Annotated in this window: 11 protein-coding genes; 2 read left to right on the forward strand and 9 right to left on the reverse strand. The window is 69.7% G+C overall.

Translation table 11 applies throughout. From position 1 onward, the window contains the following. Nucleotides 1-3,423 (forward strand): response regulator (locus ME121_RS02495; protein ID WP_491892819.1); only part of this gene is annotated, 3,423 nt, incomplete at its 5' end. After that, a complete protein-coding gene (locus ME121_RS02500; RefSeq protein WP_059408291.1) occupies nt 3,420-5,510 on the forward strand; it encodes a response regulator in 2,091 nt (696 codons plus the stop codon). The genes ME121_RS02495 and ME121_RS02500, both read left to right, overlap by 4 nt. 513 nt (nt 5,511-6,023) lie before the next feature. Here ME121_RS02500 and ME121_RS02505 read toward each other — a convergent pair. Genes ME121_RS02505 through ME121_RS02545 form a run of 9 tightly spaced genes read right to left on the reverse strand, consistent with a single transcriptional unit; the run spans nt 6,024 to nt 16,643 of the window. Continuing rightward, nucleotides 6,024-6,956: a 2-hydroxyacid dehydrogenase gene (locus ME121_RS02505; protein WP_012320156.1), complete on the reverse strand. Its 933-nt coding sequence runs from the start codon at nt 6,954-6,956 to the stop codon at nt 6,024-6,026. Nucleotides 6,957-6,960: 4 nt separating this feature from the next. After that, entirely contained in the window at nt 6,961-7,815 is an 855-nt protein-coding gene (locus ME121_RS02510; RefSeq protein WP_059408292.1) for a GntR family transcriptional regulator, read from the reverse strand. Between the two features lie 34 nt (nt 7,816-7,849). Continuing rightward, nucleotides 7,850-9,151, reverse strand: coding sequence for an aspartate aminotransferase family protein (locus ME121_RS02515; protein WP_059408293.1), 1,302 nt, complete (start codon nt 9,149-9,151; stop codon nt 7,850-7,852). Nucleotides 9,152-9,160: 9 nt separating this feature from the next. Continuing rightward, nucleotides 9,161-10,228, reverse strand: a complete 1,068-nt coding sequence (locus tag ME121_RS02520; protein ID WP_059408294.1) for a phosphotransferase — start codon at nt 10,226-10,228, stop codon at nt 9,161-9,163. A 44-nt stretch (nt 10,229-10,272) separates the two neighbouring features. Then, nucleotides 10,273-11,712: an amidase gene (locus ME121_RS02525; protein ID WP_179239940.1), complete on the reverse strand. Its 1,440-nt coding sequence runs from the start codon at nt 11,710-11,712 to the stop codon at nt 10,273-10,275. Between the two features lie 5 nt (nt 11,713-11,717). Then, a complete protein-coding gene (locus ME121_RS02530; RefSeq protein WP_053621046.1) occupies nt 11,718-13,067 on the reverse strand; it encodes an aspartate aminotransferase family protein in 1,350 nt (449 codons plus the stop codon). Further along, the gene (locus tag ME121_RS02535) at nt 13,067-14,824 is read right to left on the reverse strand and encodes an ABC transporter ATP-binding protein (RefSeq protein WP_059408295.1); all 1,758 of its coding nucleotides are present in this window, start codon (nt 14,822-14,824) and stop codon (nt 13,067-13,069) included. The genes ME121_RS02530 and ME121_RS02535 overlap by 1 nt, the downstream gene beginning before the upstream one ends. Nucleotides 14,825-14,835: 11 nt before the next feature. Then, nucleotides 14,836-15,675, reverse strand: coding sequence for an ABC transporter permease (locus tag ME121_RS02540; protein WP_012320163.1), 840 nt, complete (start codon nt 15,673-15,675; stop codon nt 14,836-14,838). Then, nucleotides 15,672-16,643, reverse strand: coding sequence for an ABC transporter permease (locus ME121_RS02545; RefSeq protein WP_024829453.1), 972 nt, complete (start codon nt 16,641-16,643; stop codon nt 15,672-15,674). The genes ME121_RS02540 and ME121_RS02545 overlap by 4 nt, the downstream gene beginning before the upstream one ends. Between the last annotated feature and the right edge of the window lie 44 nt (nt 16,644-16,687).

The following is a 16,687-nucleotide window of genomic DNA, read 5'->3' on the forward strand; positions in this document are numbered from 1 at the left end:
TCGGAGGTGACGCGCGTCGCCCGCGAGGTCGGTTCGGAGGGCAAACTGGGTGGTCAGGCCCAGGTCCGCGGCGTCGGCGGGACCTGGAAAGACCTGACCGACAACGTGAACATGATGGCCGCCAACCTCACCGGTCAGGTGCGCGGCATCGCGGACGTCGTCACGGCCGTGGCGCAGGGCGACCTCAAGCGGAAACTCTCGGTGGATGCCAAGGGCGAGATCGCCGCCCTGGCCGACACGGTCAACGAGATGATCGAGACGCTCGCCACCTTCGCCGATCAGGTCACCAATGTGGCCCGCGAGGTGGGTGTCGAGGGCAAGCTCGGCGGTCAGGCCCGGGTGCCGGGTGCCGCGGGCCTGTGGCGCGATCTCACCGACAACGTGAACCAGCTCGCCGCGAACCTGACGACCCAGGTCCGCGCCATCGCCGAAGTCGCGACCGCGGTGACGAAGGGCGATCTCGCGCGCTCGATCTCGGTCGAGGCCTCCGGAGAGGTGGCCTCGCTGAAGGACAACATCAACGAGATGATCCGCAACCTGCGGGACACGACGCTCAAGAACGCCGAGCAAGATTGGCTGAAGACCAACCTCGCCAAGTTCACCCGCATGCTGCAGGGCGAGCGCGACCTCGCCACCGTGTCGAACCTGATCCTGTCCGAGATCGCATCGCTCGTGAACGCCCAGCGCGGCGTGTTCTACATGGTGGAGGACGAGGGCGGGGAGCCCGTCCTCGATCTGATGGCGAGCTACGCCTTCACGGAGCGCAAGAACCTCTCGAACCGGTACCGCCTCCGCCAGGGCCTCGTGGGCCAATGCGCCTTCGAGAAGAAGCGCATCCTCCTCACCCACGTGCCCGGCGACTACATCACCATCGGCTCGGCCCTCGGCGAGGCGCCGCCGCTCAACATCATCGTGCTGCCGGTCCTGTTCGAGCAGGAGGTCCGGGCGGTGATCGAGCTGGCCTCGTTCAACCGGTTCAGCGAGACGCATCAATCCTTCCTCGATCAGCTGACCGAGTCGATCGGCATCGTGCTCAACACGATCGCCGCCAACATGCGGACGGAGGGGCTGCTCAAGCAGTCGCAGCTCCTGACCGGCGAGTTGCAGAGCCGGCAGGAGGAACTCAAGAAGACGAACGATCGCCTGGAACTCCAGGCCGCCTCGCTGCAGCAATCCGAGGATCTTCTGAAGAGCCAGCGCGAGCGCCTGCAGCAGACCAACGAGGAGCTGGAGGAGAAGGCCCGCCTCCTCGAGATCCAGAAGCGCGAGGTCGAAGGCAAGAACCGCGAGGTCTCCATCGCCAAGACGGCCCTGGAGGAGAAGGCCGAGCAGCTGAGCCTGACCTCGCGCTACAAGTCGCAGTTCCTGGCCAATATGAGCCACGAGCTGCGCACGCCGCTCAACAGCCTGCTGATCCTCTCGAAGCTTCTCTCCGAGAACCGGGACGGGAACCTCACCGAGAAGCAGCGGGAATTCGCCAAGACCATCAACGCGGCCGGGACCGATCTCCTGTCGCTCATCAACGACATCCTCGACCTCTCCAAGATCGAGTCCGGGACCGTGTCGCTCGAGATCGGCGACGTGACGCTGCAGGACCTCGTCGAGAACCTCAACAGGACCTTCCGGCAGCTCGCCGAGGAGCGCCACCTCGCCTTCGTGATCGACGTCGAGCCGGGCCTGCCGCGCGCGGTGCGCACGGACTCCAAGCGCCTGCAGCAGGTTCTCCGGAACCTCCTCTCCAACGCCTTCAAGTTCACCGAGAAGGGCAGCGTTTCCCTGAGGATCGGCTCCGCGGAGGGGTCACCGCTGCGCGCCGGGAGCCAGTGGCTGGCCCTGTCGGTGACCGATACCGGCATCGGCATCGCCGAGGACAAGCAGCGCATCATCTTCGAGGCCTTCCAGCAGGCCGACGGGACCACGAGCCGCAAATACGGTGGCACCGGCCTCGGCTTGGCGATCAGCCGCGAGATCGCCCGTCTGCTGGGCGGCGAGATCGTGGTCGAGAGCCGCGTCGGTTCGGGCAGCACCTTCACCCTGTTCCTGCCCTTCGAACCGCCTGTGCAGGCGGTCACGACGCGCGGGGCGGAGACATCCGAGGGGAACGGAACGTCGGCGCTGATGGGCCGGCAGCCGAACGCCGCGATGGCGCTCTCGGCCTCGGCGGATGACCGTCATGCCATCCATCCGGGCGACCATATCGTGCTCATCGTGGAGGACGACGCGATGTTCGCCTCGGTGCTGCTGGAACTGGCGCGCGAGCGCGGGTTCAAGGGTCTGATCGCGCAGGATGGCGCCGGCGCGCTGAGCCTCGCCCACCGCTTCAAGCCGCACGCCATCACCCTCGATATCGGCCTGCCCGACATGGACGGCTGGGCCCTGCTCGACCTCCTGAAGAACGATGCGCGCACCCGGCACATCCCGATCCACGTCATCTCGGTCAACGACGAGAAGAAGCGCGGGCTGCGCGCGGGCGCCTTCGGCTTCCTGGAGAAGCCCGTCGAGCGCGAGGGACTGATGCGGGCCCTGGAGCGCTCGAAGGAGTTCATCACGCGGCCGGTGCGCAACCTCCTGCTGGTCGAGGACGACGAGAACCAGCGCGCCAGCATCACGGCGTTGCTCGACGAGGAGGACGTCAAGATCTTCGGGGTCGGTACGGCCACGGCCGCGCTGGAAGCCCTGACCGGCGGCCGGTTCGACTGCGCGATCATCGATCTCGGCCTGCCCGATATCGGCGGTTCCGAGCTGATCGAGCGGATCAGGGCCACGCAGGAGGGCGAGGAACTGCCGATCATCGTCTATACCGGCCGGGAACTCACGGCTCCCGAGGAGCAGCAGCTCAAGCATTCCGCCTCGACGATCATCCTCAAGGACACGCGCTCGTCCGAGCGGCTCCTCGACGAGACCGCCCTGTTCCTGCATCGCGCCATCGCCAGCGTTCCGCCCGACGAGCAGATCCGCGTCGAGCGGAAAGACGTGGAGTCTCTCCAGGGATGTCGCGTCATCCTGGTCGACGACGACCTGCGCAACATCTTCTCGCTGACGAGCGCCCTCGAGCAGCACGGGCTGGAAGTCCTGTTTGCGGAGAACGGCCAGGACGGCATCGCGCTGCTCCAGACCAACCCGAACATCGACGCGATGTTGATCGACATCATGATGCCCGGGATGGACGGCTACGAGACGATGCGGGCGATTCGGGCTCAGTCTGCCTTCCGAAGCCTGCCGCTCATCGCGGTGACCGCGAAGGCCATGAAAGGCGACCGCGAGAAATGCCTCGACGCGGGCGCGTCCGATTACGTGTCGAAGCCGATCGACATGGACCAACTCCTCGCCGTGCTGCGCGTGCAATTGGCGAGGCGTGGTGAGGTCGTAGACAGCGCCGCGCCGGTGAGCGGCGCACAGGGCCTTGAACGGCAAACACAATGACGGACCGGCTGGAGTTCCGTCCGACTGGTGCCGCTGCCGCCGCCGAACAGCTTGCCGGGCTCGCTACTCCGGATGCAGTCCGAGCGAAAATCCTGATCGTCGACGACGATCAGCGCAATCTGCTCGCCGCTTCGGAGATCCTCGCTGATCCGGCAATCGACATGGTCCTGGCAAACTCCCCGGAGGAAGCCCTGCGCCGGGCCCTCCGGGAGGATTTCGCCGTGATCCTGCTCGACGTGCAGATGCCGCGCATGGATGGCTACGAGGTGGCCGCGCTCATCCGCAGCCGCTCGCGCACGTCGCGCGTCCCGATCCTGTTCCTCACGGCGCACAACAAGGACGACATGCACATCTTCCGCGGCTACTCGGCCGGAGCGGTGGACTATGTGTTCAAGCCCATCCAACCTCTCGTCTTGAAGTCGAAGGTCGACGTCTTCGTCGACCTGTACCGCAAGACCGAAGAGATCAAGCGCAAGGCGGCGGCTGAGAAGCAGCTGCTCCTGGAGAACCTGCGCGTGCGCGGCGAGAAGCTCGAGGCCGAGCAGGCGCTGCGCAGGCAGGCGGAGCATCAGGCCGCCGTGCTGCGCGGCCTTCCCATCGCGCTCTACACCTCACCGCTCGGCGTGGAAGACCGGCGGCTCCACTTCACCAACGACAGCATCGAGCGCATCACCGGCTTCTCGCGCGAGGCTTTTGCCGGATCCAGCCTCTGGGAGTCCCGCCTCGAAGCGGAAGACCGGAACCGCGTGCTGGCGGATCTGCGCACCGTCTCCGAGGTCGGTGCCGTGGCTCTGGAATATCGCTGGCGCAACGCGGACGGCACGGAGCGGCACATCCTCGACCAGATCGCGGTCAACCGCGATGAGAGCGGCACGGGGGTCGAGCTCTTCGGCATGTGGTTCGACGTGACCGAGCGCAAGGAGCTCGAGCTCAGCTTGCAGCACGCCTCGAAGCTCGAGGCCGTCGGCCGTCTGACCGGCGGGATCGCCCACGACTTCAACAACATGTTGAGCATCGTGATCGGCAATCTCGACCTGATGAAGGGCTCGCTCCAGGGGAACGAGAAGGCGCTCCGCCGCGTCGAGAGTGCCATCGAGGGAGCGCATCGCTGCGCAGAGCTCACCAGCCGGCTGCTGGCCTTCTCCCGGCGCTCTCCGCTCCAGCCGAGAGCGCTGGACTTCACGAGCTTCATCCCTGGCCTGGTCAAGCTGCTCGAGCGCACGCTCGGCGAGCAAATCACGATCTCGGCGAAGCTGGAGGAGAACCTGCCGGAAGTCTGCGTCGATCATGCCCAGTTCGAAGCCGCTCTCATCAATCTCGCTGTCAATGCGCGGGACGCGATGCCGAACGGAGGTACGTTGAGCATTTCCATCAGGCGTGGCGAGCCCGGTGTACAGGACGGAATCGAGCCGGTCCGCTGCGTGGAGATCACGGTCACCGACACGGGAACGGGGATGTCGCCGGGCGTCCTGGCCCGCGTGTTCGAACCCTTCTTCACGACGAAGGAGACCGGCAAAGGCACCGGCCTGGGTCTGAGCATGGTCTACGGCTTCGTGCAGCAGAGCGGCGGAACCATCACCGTCAATAGCAATCCGGACCAGGGCACGCGGTTCGTCATCACGTTACCTGAAATCGTCAAAGGTCACTTCACGCCGGAGCATGCGCACCCGCACGCGACCAGGGGAGTGCCGGACCCGCTAGACGGCGCTGGCAGGGCCGTGCTCGTCGTCGAGGACGACGCCGACGTTCGCTCCACTGTTGTCTCGACGCTCGAGGCGCTTGCCTTCAAGGTTTTGAGCGCGACTGACGGAGCCGAGGCCGTCGACATGCTGCAGAGTGTTCCGGATATCGCGCTCGTCTTCAGCGACGTGAACATGCCCGGGGCGATGACCGGAATAGACCTCGGACACTTGGTTCGCCAGCGGTGGCCAAAGATACAGATCCTGCTGTCGTCAGGCTATCTGAAAGAAAACCAGGACACGATCGGCTTCGCTCTGCTGCAAAAGCCATATCGAGCGGCGGATTTGATTGAAATATTGAGGGGACTCATCGGCGAGACGGATGAGGTCATGAGCTCAGACCGGTAGAGAGATCCGACAGCGACGATCGCGTTGAAGCGTGCTCGCAGATGCGAGCTTTTCGGCTAAACGAGGCGCACGAGCGTTTTCGGTCTGCGCTGGGTCGCTACGGCTGGGTCCACACAGAGGTCACGGGCTGATTCATCGGACGCTCCGGGTGAGGAACGACCGATGGGACGGCCCTGCAGTCGGGATCTGCGCGAGCGGGGGGTGAAAGCCGCCGCTAGAACTTCGCGCCAAGTTCTTCGCTGGCGTAGGCTGTGAGCCGGACTGAACCGGAGACTCTCCGGGTCCTGTGATCGTCAATGCAGCGCGGTGAGATAGAAGTTGCGCGCGAGACCTCGTCGAAGACGCGCCCCCGGATAAGCCGCAAACAGCACCGAACGTGCCTGTTCCCGAACGTGCCCCAGAGGATGACAACGTTACAGGAACTCGGGCCGCCGCACCCCGCCGCCCGATTCTCCGCGCCGCACGGAGCGGACGTCGGCCGGACCGGTTTGATCCGGAAATCGTCGACGGCGCTCAGAAACCGCGGCGACGGTCAACGCGGTTGAGCAGCGGCTGCCCGTCGCGAAGGGCTCGAACCGCCGCAATCATCTGACGCGCCGCATCGTCCGGCTGGCTCGCGCTGGCGCTGTGAGGAGTCACGAGGATCCGCGGGTGGCCGAGGAGCGGATGATCCGCGGGCGGCGGTTCCTCCGACAGCACGTCGAGAATGGCAGCCCCGAGCTGGCCCGTGTCCAACGCCGCGATCAGGTCGCGCTCGACGACATGAGCACCGCGCCCTGCATTCAGGAGCGCGGCCCCGGCCGGCAGATGCCGGAACAGGTCTCCGTCGAGCAGTCCGCGCGTTTCCGGCGTCAGGGGCAGCAGGCACACGAGGATGTTGCAGCCGGACAGGAAATCCGGGAGCGCCGAACGGCCGGCGAAGCACGTGACGCCGTCCAGCGTCTTGGGGCTTCTCGCCCAGCCGCGAACTTGGAAGCCGAACCCGGCCAGGGCCGCGGCCGCCGCGCTCCCGAGCACGCCCAGGCCGAGGATTCCGACCTGGGTGGTCCGGGCCGTGCGGATCGCCCGCGGCTTCCAGATGCCCCGACGGGTCTCGCTCGCGTAAGGAACGAGGTCCCGGTGCAGAGCCAGCACGCCGAGCGTGACATACTCGACCATGGAGCGCGTCACGTCGGGGGCGACCATGCGGACGATGTGCACGGGCTCCGGCAGGGCATCGAGCGGCAGGTGATCGATCCCGGCGCCGACGGAGAACACGAGGCGCAGGTCGGGCATCTGCTCGGCCAAGTCCGCGGGCGGCTGCCAACCGGCGAAGGCGCTCACGCCGGGAAACCGCGTGCCGTGCGCCCAGTCGACCAGGCTCAGCTCCGGCGCCTCCTGGGCGAACACGCGGTGCCAGACGCGGGCGTGCTCCGGAACGGTCTTGAGAACGACGGGGATCACCATCGCCCTACACGGCTCCCGGCGCAGTTCGGCGGTCCCCGACGCTGCGCCGGGCGCGCCGCCTCGGCGATCCTTCGGCCCCTCCGGGCGGCGCAGCGTCCCCGGCCTGCTCGGATCGCCTCAGCAGCGCGAAGGCCGGCGAGGCGGGGTCGAACGCGACGAAATCGGGCTCCCGGGCGAGCAGGATCCGCAACGAGTTCAGCGTCCCGCCCAGATGTGTGCGCAGGAGCGAGACCGCATGCTCCGCGTCCCGCCGGCAGAGCGCCTCGAAGATCGCCCGGTGCTCGTCGAGCACCTCCACGTGATAGTTCTGCAGCGGGAAGGCGTTGCGCCGCACCCGGTCCAGCTGGCCGGTGGCGAGGTGGATCGTGTCCCAGACGCGGGGAAAGCCCGCGCAGGCGCACAGGAGCCGGTGGAAATCGTTGTCGAGGGCGAACGACTCGGCGTTGTCGCCGCGCCGCGCCGCGTCCGCCTCGCGGAAGAGGACGAGTTCGAAGGCGGATTGGCGGGCGGGTTCGAAGCGCTCGGCCGCCAGGGCCACCATCCGCAGCTCCAAGCTCTCGCGCACGAGCTGGCCCTCGATCACCTCGTCCAGGATGATCTTGTTGACGAAGGTGGCGTCGCTCGGGACCACCGTCACCAGCCGCTGCTGCGCGAGCCTCAGGATCGCGTCGCGCAGGGGCGTGCGCGACACGCCGAGCTCGTCGCAGAGATCCTTCTCCACGAGGCGCGTGCCCGGCTTCAGCTGCATGGCGATGATGGCCTCGCGCAGGGTCGCGTAGACCCGCGCCGCCTTCGGCAGATCGGCGCGCAGGGCCGATCCCGCCGTCGGACTCGGATCCAGGGCTTCCGCCGGATGCATGGGTCGTCTCCTGCCAGGTCTCTCGTTCTTTTTGTCAGGCCGCACCGTCCAGGGTTTTTCCCAGGACCTCAAGGAAGAGCGCGGCGTGCTCGGCGGAGAACGTCAGCGGCGGGCGGATCTTCAGCACGTTGTCGTGGGGGCCGGACGCGCTGATCAGGACGCCCTCCTCGCGCAAAGCGTTGACGACCCGCTTCGCCAGCGCCGTATCGGGGGCGCGGCTCTCGCGGCAGGCGACGAGGTCGAGGCCGAGGAACAGGCCCGCCCCCCGCACGTCGCCGATCGCCGGGATCCGCGCCATCAGCGCCCGCATCCCCTCCAGCATCAGGCCGCCGGTGGCGGCGGCCTTCGCCACCAGGTCCTGATCCGCCAGGATGTCGAGCACCGCGCCGGCCGCCGCGATCGAGACGGTGTTGGCGCCGAAAGTGTTGAAGTAGCGCACGTCCCGGCCGAACCGTTCCGCCACCTCGGGCTGCATCGCGACCCCCGCGATGGGCAGGCCATTGCCCATCGGCTTGCCCATCACGGCCATGTCGGGAACGATGCCGTGGCGGGCGAAGCCCCACATGCCTGCCCCGGTCCGGCCGAAGCCCGGCTGCACCTCGTCGGCGATGTAGAGCGCGCCGGCCTCCCGCACCGCCTCCCGGGCCGGCCGGAGGAAGCCGGCGGGCTCGGCCAGGGTCCCGTCCGTCGAGAAGATGCCGTCGGCGATGAACGCCGCGGGCCGCACGCCGTGGCGGCGCATGTCGGCGAAGGCCGCCCGAACGTCCTCGGCCAGCCGCGCGCCGACGTCGACGCCGGGATTCCGGTAGGCGTCCGGCGCCGGCACCGTCCAGACATCGCGGCCGAGGGGGACGGCCAGGCCGAGCGACGGGGAGATCCCCGCCGTGGCCTCGGTGGTCCCGTGATAGGCGTTCCGCGTGATCACCAGACCGGTGCCGCCGGTCTGGTAGCGCGCGATCCGCAGGGCGAGGTCCACCGCCTCGGACCCCGTGCAGGTGTACATGACGTGGCCGAAGGCGGCCGGATAGGTGGACAGCAGCCGCTCGGAGTAGTCGAGCACCGCCTCGTGCAGGTAGCGGGTGTGGGTGTTGAGGGTGGCCATCTGGCGCGTCACCGCCTCCACCACCCGCGGGTGGCAATGGCCGACGCAGGGCACGTTGTTGTAGGCGTCGAGGTAGCGGCGCCCGTCGGCGTCGTACAGCCAGACATCCTCGCCGCGCACGATGTGGACCGGCCGCTCGTAGAAGAGCCGGTACGAGGCGCCGAGGAGGTCGCGGCGCCGGGCGATCAGGGCCTCGGCGGAAGCGGCCGGGGCGGACGTGGAAGACGCGGTCATGGCGTGGCCTCAGGAACGACAGGCCTCGGCGATCGCCGCATCCATCGCCTCCGGCGCCAGGTCGTCGAGGTGCCGGAACTGCTCCCAGACGCCGGCGCTGTTGCGGGTGAGGTAGTCCCGGCGCTCGGGGAAGCGGCGGGCGCGCCATTCCGGGATCAGGAGGCGCAGGGCCATCCGCGTCCGGATCGCCGTCGGCAGCAGCGCGACCTCGGCCTCCGACAACCTCGCGACCGAGGCGTAGCCCCGCAGGAAGGCCAGGGCCGGCCCGAGGGGATGGGCATCGAGGCCGAGCTGGTAGGCCGCCGCGATCGCCACGTCGAACATCCGGGCCGTGCGGACCATGTCGCCGAAATCGATCACCCCGGTGATCCGGTCCGGATCGTCGGGATCGACGAGGATGTTGTCGCCGCCGAGGTCGTTGTGGACCACCTGATGCGGCAGGTCCGGCAGGGCGGGTACGATCCGCGCGGCGAACGCGTCGAGGATGCCGGCGAGGCGGTCGCGCTGCCCGCCCTCGGGGAAGACGTCGAGCACGGCGCGCAGCCGCCCGGCATGCCGCAGGTCCCAGGAGGAGACGTGGTCCGCCGCCGGGTCCGTGAAGCCCTCAAGCGCACCCTGGAGGCGGGCCAGCAGCGCCCCGGCCGCCCGGCGCTGCCCGTCGGTCCGGGGGCCGGCGGCCTGCGAGCGCCCCGGGGTGAAGGTGGTGAGCCGCACGGTGCGGAGATCCTCCGGCGCGACGGTGATGCGCGCGTCGGGCTCGCCCGCGCGGGTCGGCACGATGCGCGGCAGCGGCAGGTCCGGCGCGGCCCGCGCGACGTGGATCAGGGCGTTGCTGTGCAGGCGGGACACCGCGGGATCCTCGCCGGGGCTCAGGATCTTCAGGAAGTAGGCGATCCCCGCCCCCGCATCGAGGCGAAAGTTCGAATCCTTCTCCCCGGCGAGCCACGACGCCACGCCGGCGATGCCGTAATGCGCGGCGGCGATGCCCTCGGCGGTGCGGGCATCGACCGGCTCGGCCACGACCGACAGGCCGGCGCCGATGCCGCTCTCGGGGGCGTCGATCGTGGGATGGGACATCGGGGATCCAGACAGGTGCTTCGAGACCGGCGCGCCCTGCGCCCTCAGGCGGGCCGGACCACAGGGGCGTCCGGGAACGCCTCCGGGTAGGCGGCTTGGTAGGCCGCGGCGGCCCGCAGGACGAGGTCGTCCCGGAACCGGGCGGCGACCATCTGCAGCCCGATCGGCAGGCCGCCCGAATCGAAGCCGCAGGGCACCGAGAGTGCGGCCTGGCCGGTCATGTTGAACGGGTAGGTGAAGGGGCTCCAGTCGGTCCAGTCGGTCATGCCCTTCCCCTCGGGGAAGTCGATGCCCGCCGGGATCGCGGTGACCGGCATGGTCGGGGAGAGGAGCAGGTCGTAGCGCGCGTGGAAGCGCGCCATCGTGACCTTCAGCTCGGCCCGGACCTGCTCCGCCGCCAGGAGGTCCGCCGCGCTGGTGCGGCGCCCGATCTCGGCGACGGCGACGAATCCGGGATCCATGCGCGCGCGATCCGTCTCGGTGGGGGCGAAGCGATCCACGAGGACCGCCATGGCGGAGAACCAGATCACCCGCAGCGCCTCCAGGGGCGAGGCGAAGCCGGGATCGGCCTCCTCGACGACGGCGCCCATCGCGGCGAGGCGGGCGGCGGCCCGGTCCACCGCGGCGGCGACCTCGGGATCGACGCGGGCGTAGCCGAAGGTCCGGCTGTAGCCGATGCGCAGGCCCGCGACGCCGCCGCGGGCGGCCCCCGTCCAGTCCGGGACGGGGCTCGGGCAGTCGCCGTACAGGCCGTCCGGGGACGGGCCCGTGACGGCGTTCAGGAACAGGGCGGAATCCGCCACCATCCGGGTGAGCGGGCCGCGATGGGCCATGTCCCGCAGCGGCGTCGGCGCGTCGGTGGCCAGCCAGCCGAAGGTCGGCTTGATCCCGAAGACGCCGCAGAACGACGACGGGATGCGGATCGAGCCCGCCCCGTCGGATCCCTCGTGCAGCACGCCCATGTTCAGGGCGGCGGCGACGCCGGCCCCGCCCGAGGAGCCCCCCGAGGCCCGATCGGTGCCCCAGGGATTGACGGTGTTGCCGAAGGCCGGGCCGTGGGTCACGCCCTTCCAGCCGAATTCCGGCGACGTGGTCGTGCCGAGGATGACTGCCCCGGCGGCGCGCAGGCGCCGCATCACCAGGATCTCGTCGGTGGCCGGGGCCTCGCCGGTGAGCTTCGAGCCCCGCCGCCACGGGATGCCCTTGACGGCGGTCAGTTCCTTGATCGTCGTCGGCACCCCGTCGATCGGGCCGAGGGCCTCGCCCTTCGCCCAGCGCGCCTCCGAGGCCCGCGCGGCCTCGATTGCGAGGTCGGGCGCGACATACGCGAAGGCATTCACCTGCGGGTTGAACCGCTCGATGCGTGCCAGCGCCGCCTGCGCGGCCTCGACCGGCGAGGCCCGGCCGGACGCGAACAGCGCCCCGAGTTCCACCGCGTCCATCGCGCCGAGATCGGTCCGGCCCGTCGTGCGGATCTGGTCCATCGGGCTCACGCGGCGATCGTGTCGAGGGCACGGCCGACGGCGTCGAACATCGCGCCGATCTGCTCCGCGGTGATGATCAGCGGCGGGCAGAAGCACAGGGAATCGCCGATGGCGCGGGCGATCACCCCCTGTTCGAGGGCGGCGGCCTGGATCGCGGCACCGGCCGCGCCGGGCTTCGCGCCGGGTGCCGTCGCGGGCTTCAGCTCGAGGGCCCCGATCAGGCCGACGCCGCGCCACGTCTTCACCAGGGGATGCTCGGCGAGCCCCGCCAGCCGCTCGAGGAAGAGCGGGCTCAGGCGCCGGCAATTCCCCACGAGGTCGCGCTCCTCGATGATCCGGATGTTCTCCAGGCCCACCGCGGTGGCGACGGGATGGCCCGAGGCCGTGTAGCCGTGGCCGAGCACGCCGAGCCGGGCGGATTCGTCGGCGATCGGCTCGTAGAAGTTCGCGTTCATCAGGATCGCCGAGAGGGGCATGTACGAGGAGGAGATCTGCTTCGAGAGCACCATCACGTCCGGCTCGATGCCGAAGGTCTCGCAGCCGAACATCGCCCCCGTGCGCCCAAAGCCGCAGATCACCTCATCGGCCACCAGCAGCACGTCGTAGCGGCGCAGCACCGCCTGGATCTCCGCCCAGTAGTTCTCCGGCGGGACGTAGACCCCGCCCGAGGCCATCACCGGCTCGCCGAAGAAGGCCGCCACGGTGTCCGGCCCCTCGGCCAGGATCAGCTTCTCGAGCTCGTCCGCCATGCGTCGGGAGAACGCGGCCTCGCTCTCGCCCGGCAGGGCCGACCCCGCGTAGTCGGGGCAGGAGACGTGCCGCATCCGGTCGAGCGGCAGGTCGAAGCTCTCGTGGTTGCGCGGAAGGCCGGTGATCGAGCCAGCCGCGATGGTGACGCCGTGATAGCCCTTCAGGCGGCCGATGATCTTCTTCTTCTCCGGCTTGCCCAGCGCGTTCGAGCGGTACCACGCCAGCTTGACGACGAGGTCGTTGGCCTCGGACCCGGAGGAGGTGAAGTGCACCTTCGACATCGGGACCGGCGCCAGGCTGATCAGCTTCTCGGCGAGGTCGACCGAGGGGCCGTGCGTCTTGTGCGCGAAGATGTGGTAGTACGAGAGCTGGTCCATCTGCCGCTTGGCGGCGTCCGACAGGCGCCGCTCGCCGAAGCCCACGGCGACCGACCAGAGACCCGCCAGCCCCTCGATGTAGCGCCGGCCGGCATTGTCGTAGACGTAGATCCCCTCCCCCCGCTCGATCACGAGCGCACCGGTCTTGTCGTAGTTGCGCAGGTCGACCAGCGGATGGAGCTGGTAGGCGATGTCGCGCGCCTCGACGGAGTTGGGCATGAAGGTCATCAGACGGGTGTCCTGATCGCGGCCGGAAGGGGAACGGGGGCAAGGGAAACGGAGGCGAGGGAGACGGAGGCAGAGGGCGCGGAAGCGGGCGCCTCCGGCGGCGTCGTGCGCGGTCTGCGGCCGGGGATCGCCGCCACGAGGCTGCGCGTGTAGGGCTCGCGCGGGTTCGAGAAGATCTCGGGCCCCGGCCCGATCTCCACGACGGCGCCCTTCTCCATCACCATCACGCGGTCGCAGATCTTGGCCGCCACCCGCAGGTCGTGGGTGATGAACAGGAGCGAGAGGTGCAGCTCCCGCTTCAATTCGTCGAGGAGGTCGAGGATCTGGGCCTGGATCGAGACGTCGAGGGCGCTGACCGCCTCGTCGGCCACGATGATCTCCGGCTTGAGCGCCAGGGCCCGGGCGATGCCGATGCGCTGGCGCTGCCCCCCGGAGAACTCGTGGGGGTAGCGGTCCACCGCCGACGCATCGAGGCCGACGCGCTCGAGGAGCGCGGACGCGGCCTTCAGGGCGGTCCCGACATCCTCGCCGTAGGCGATCGGGCCGTCGGCGATGGCCCGCCCGACGCGCACCCGCGGGTTCAGCGAACCGTAGGGATCCTGGAAGACCATCTGGATCCGCCGCCGCGCCTGCCGCAGGGCCTCGCCCGACAGGCCGGCCATGTCGATGCCGCCGAGGCGCACCCGTCCCCCGTCCGGGTCCTGGAGCCGCACGAGGCACCGCCCCACCGAGGACTTGCCCGATCCGCTCTCGCCGACGATGCCCAGGGTCTCGCCGCGGCCGAGGGTGAACGTGACGTCGCGCACCGCCGCGACCGTCCGGGGCGCCCGGAACAGGCCGCCGCCGAGCGTGTAGCTCTTGGTCAGACCCTCGACGTCGAGGACCGAGTCCCGAGGCGCCGCCCGCGCCGCCCGGCCGGCCCCGGCCTCCATGTCGGGGATCGCGGCGATCAGCTTGGCGGTATAGGGGTGCTGCGGCCGCTCGAGGACGTCCGCGGCGCGGCCCTCCTCGACGATCCGGCCGTGCTGCATCACCGCCACCCGGTCGGCGATCTCGGCGACCACGCCGAAATCGTGGGTGATGAACATCACCGCCATGCCGCGCCGGGCCTGGAGATCGCGGATCAGGCGCAGGATCTGCGCCTGCGTGGTGACGTCGAGGGCCGTGGTCGGCTCGTCGGCGATCAGCACCTGCGGTTCGAGGGCCAGCGCCATAGCGATCATCACGCGCTGCCGCTGGCCGCCCGAAAGCTGGAACGGGTACGCGGCGGCGGCGCGCGCCGGGTCGGGCAGGCCGACCTCGGCCAGCAGTTCGAGGGCCCGGCTCCGGCGCGTCCGGGGCGTCAGCAGGCCGTGCGCGGCGAAGACCTCGGCGATCTGCGCCTCGATCCGCATCAGCGGGTTGAGGGCCGTCATCGGCTCCTGGAAGATCATCGCGATGCGCCGCCCGCGCACCGCGTAGAGCTCCGCCTCGTCGAGGGTGAGCAGGTCGGTCCCGCCGAGGAGGATCCGGCCGCCGACCAGCCGCACCGTCTCCGGCAGAAGGCCCATCGCGGCGTTGGCCGACATCGACTTGCCCGAGCCGCTCTCGCCGACGATGCAGAGGATCTCGCCGGCCCTCAGCGTGAGGCTGACCCGGTCGACGGCGTAGGGGCGGTCCGCGCCGGACGGCAGGGCGACGGCGAGCTTCTCGACGACGAGGACCGGCTCGCCGGGGGCGTGGTTTTGGGGCGCGTGGTTTCGGGGGGCGACGGTCATGGCTGCGCCCCTCATCGCGTCCTGCGCGACAGGCGCGGGTTGAGGGCGTCGTTCAGCCCCTCGCCGACGAGGTTCAGGGCGAGCACCGTCAGGAGGATCGCGACGCCGGGAAAGAGGCTCACCCACCACGCCTGCCGGATCACCGTGCGCCCGGCGCCGATGACGTAGCCCCACGACATGATGTTGGGGTCGCCGAGCCCCATGAACGACAGGGCGCTCTCCAGCAGGATGGCGGCCGCCACCATCATGGTGCCGAGGACGATGACCGGCGAGAGCGTGTTGGGCAGGATCTGCCGCAGGATGATCGGGCCGCTGCGCTGGCCCGACAGCACCGCGGCCTGCACGAATTCCCGCCCGCGCAGCGCCATCACCTCGCCGCGCAGGAGCCGGGCCACCGGCGGCCAGCTCACAATCGCGATGGCCGTGACGATCGAGACGAGGCTCGGCCGGAAGATCGCCACCAGCACCACCGCGAGGGCGAAGTTCGGCACGCTCTGGAAGAACTCGGTGAAGCGCATCAGCAGGTCGTCGACCCGGCCACCGAAGTAGCCCGCGACGGCCCCGATCGGGATGCCGATCAGCAGGGCCGCGAGGGTCGAGACGAAGCCGACCAGCAGCGACACCCCGGCCCCGTGGGCCACCGCGGAGGCGATATCCCGGCCCATCGTGTCGGTGCCCAGCGGGTAGCCGCCGTTGGTGAAGGGCGGCAGGAACGGGCGCTGCACCATCGCCCAGGGGGAGCGCGGGTAGAGCGCCGGCGCCGCGATCGCCAGGACGAGCACCAGGACGAGGATGACGATTCCCACCACCGCGCCGCGGTTGCGGGCGTATCGGGCCCAGAACGCCGTCATGCCGCAGCTCCGATACGGGGATCCACCAGCCGGTAGAGGATGTCGGTGATGAGGTTGAAGGCCAGCACCATCGCGGCGGAGACGACGAAGATACCGAGGAGGAGGTTGTAGTCGCGCTGCTCGAGGGCCTCGAACATCAGCCGGCCGATGCCCGGCCACGCGAAGACGGTCTCGATCAGCACGGCGCCGCCGACGAGTTGCCCCGCCTGGAGGCCCGCCAGTGTCACGACCGGGAGGATGGCGTTGCGCAGGATGTGGCGGACCAGCACGACGCGGGGGCGCAAACCCTTGGCGCGGGCGGTCCGCACGAAATCGAGGCGGCTCACCTCCAGCACGGAGGCCCGGGTCATGCGGGCGTAGACCGCCATGAAGAACAGGCCGAGCGTCAGGGCCGGCAGGACGAGGTGATGAAGGATATCGGCCGCCCGTTCGAGGCCGCTATAGCCGGAGCCGACGCTCTCGTAGCCGAAGCCGGGAAACCACCCGAGCTGCACCGAGAACAGCAGCACCGCCATCAGCGCCAGCCAGAACAGCGGCGTGGCGTAGAAGAGAAGGGCGAGGGTCGAGATGACGGAGTCGGAGATCTTGCCCTGGCGCGAGGCCGCCAGCGCCCCGGCCGCCACGCCGAGGACGAGGGAGATCAGGAAGGCCGAGCCCGACAGGAGCAGGGTGGCGGGCAGCCGGTCGGCGATCAGGTCGATCACCGGCATGCCCTGGCGGTAGGAATAGCCGAAGTCGAGCCGCAGGACGTTCGCGAGGTAGGTCAGGAGCTGGATCGGGAGCGGCCGATCGAGGCCGAAGCGCTCGCGCAACTGCTGCAGGAAGGCGGCGTCGGCATCGCCGGCCTCGCCCGCCATCACCGAGGCCGGATCCCCCGGCGCCGCGTGGATGAGCGCGAAGTTGAGGATGACGATCCCGACCAGGATGAGCGCCATCTTGCCCAGGCGCGAGGCGATGAAGCGGGGCATGACGGGTGTGGTCCTCCGCGCGCGGGAGCCCCGCCGGAACGGCC

Origin of the sequence: Methylobacterium sp. ME121 (genome assembly GCF_000974725.1) — a bacterium.
In the GTDB taxonomy this organism is placed as follows: Bacteria; Pseudomonadota; Alphaproteobacteria; order Rhizobiales; family Beijerinckiaceae; genus Methylobacterium; species Methylobacterium radiotolerans.

Coding starts and splice junctions, on each gene's coding strand:
- ME121_RS02505 (WP_012320156.1), bottom strand. CDS start 6,956: ATGGTGATCCCCGTCGTTCTCAAGACCGTTCCGGAGCACGCCCGCGTC.
- ME121_RS02515 (WP_059408293.1), bottom strand. CDS start 9,151: ATGACCGCGTCTTCCACGTCCGCCCCGGCCGCTTCCGCCGAGGCCCTG.
- ME121_RS02535 (WP_059408295.1), bottom strand. CDS start 14,824: ATGACCGTCGCCCCCCGAAACCACGCGCCCCAAAACCACGCCCCCGGC.
- ME121_RS02540 (WP_012320163.1), bottom strand. CDS start 15,675: ATGACGGCGTTCTGGGCCCGATACGCCCGCAACCGCGGCGCGGTGGTG.
- ME121_RS02520 (WP_059408294.1), bottom strand. CDS start 10,228: ATGTCCCATCCCACGATCGACGCCCCCGAGAGCGGCATCGGCGCCGGC.
- ME121_RS02500 (WP_059408291.1), top strand. CDS start 3,420: ATGACGGACCGGCTGGAGTTCCGTCCGACTGGTGCCGCTGCCGCCGCC.
- ME121_RS02525 (WP_179239940.1), bottom strand. CDS start 11,712: ATGGACCAGATCCGCACGACGGGCCGGACCGATCTCGGCGCGATGGAC.
- ME121_RS02545 (WP_024829453.1), bottom strand. CDS start 16,643: ATGCCCCGCTTCATCGCCTCGCGCCTGGGCAAGATGGCGCTCATCCTG.
- ME121_RS02510 (WP_059408292.1), bottom strand. CDS start 7,815: ATGCATCCGGCGGAAGCCCTGGATCCGAGTCCGACGGCGGGATCGGCC.
- ME121_RS02530 (WP_053621046.1), bottom strand. CDS start 13,067: ATGACCTTCATGCCCAACTCCGTCGAGGCGCGCGACATCGCCTACCAG.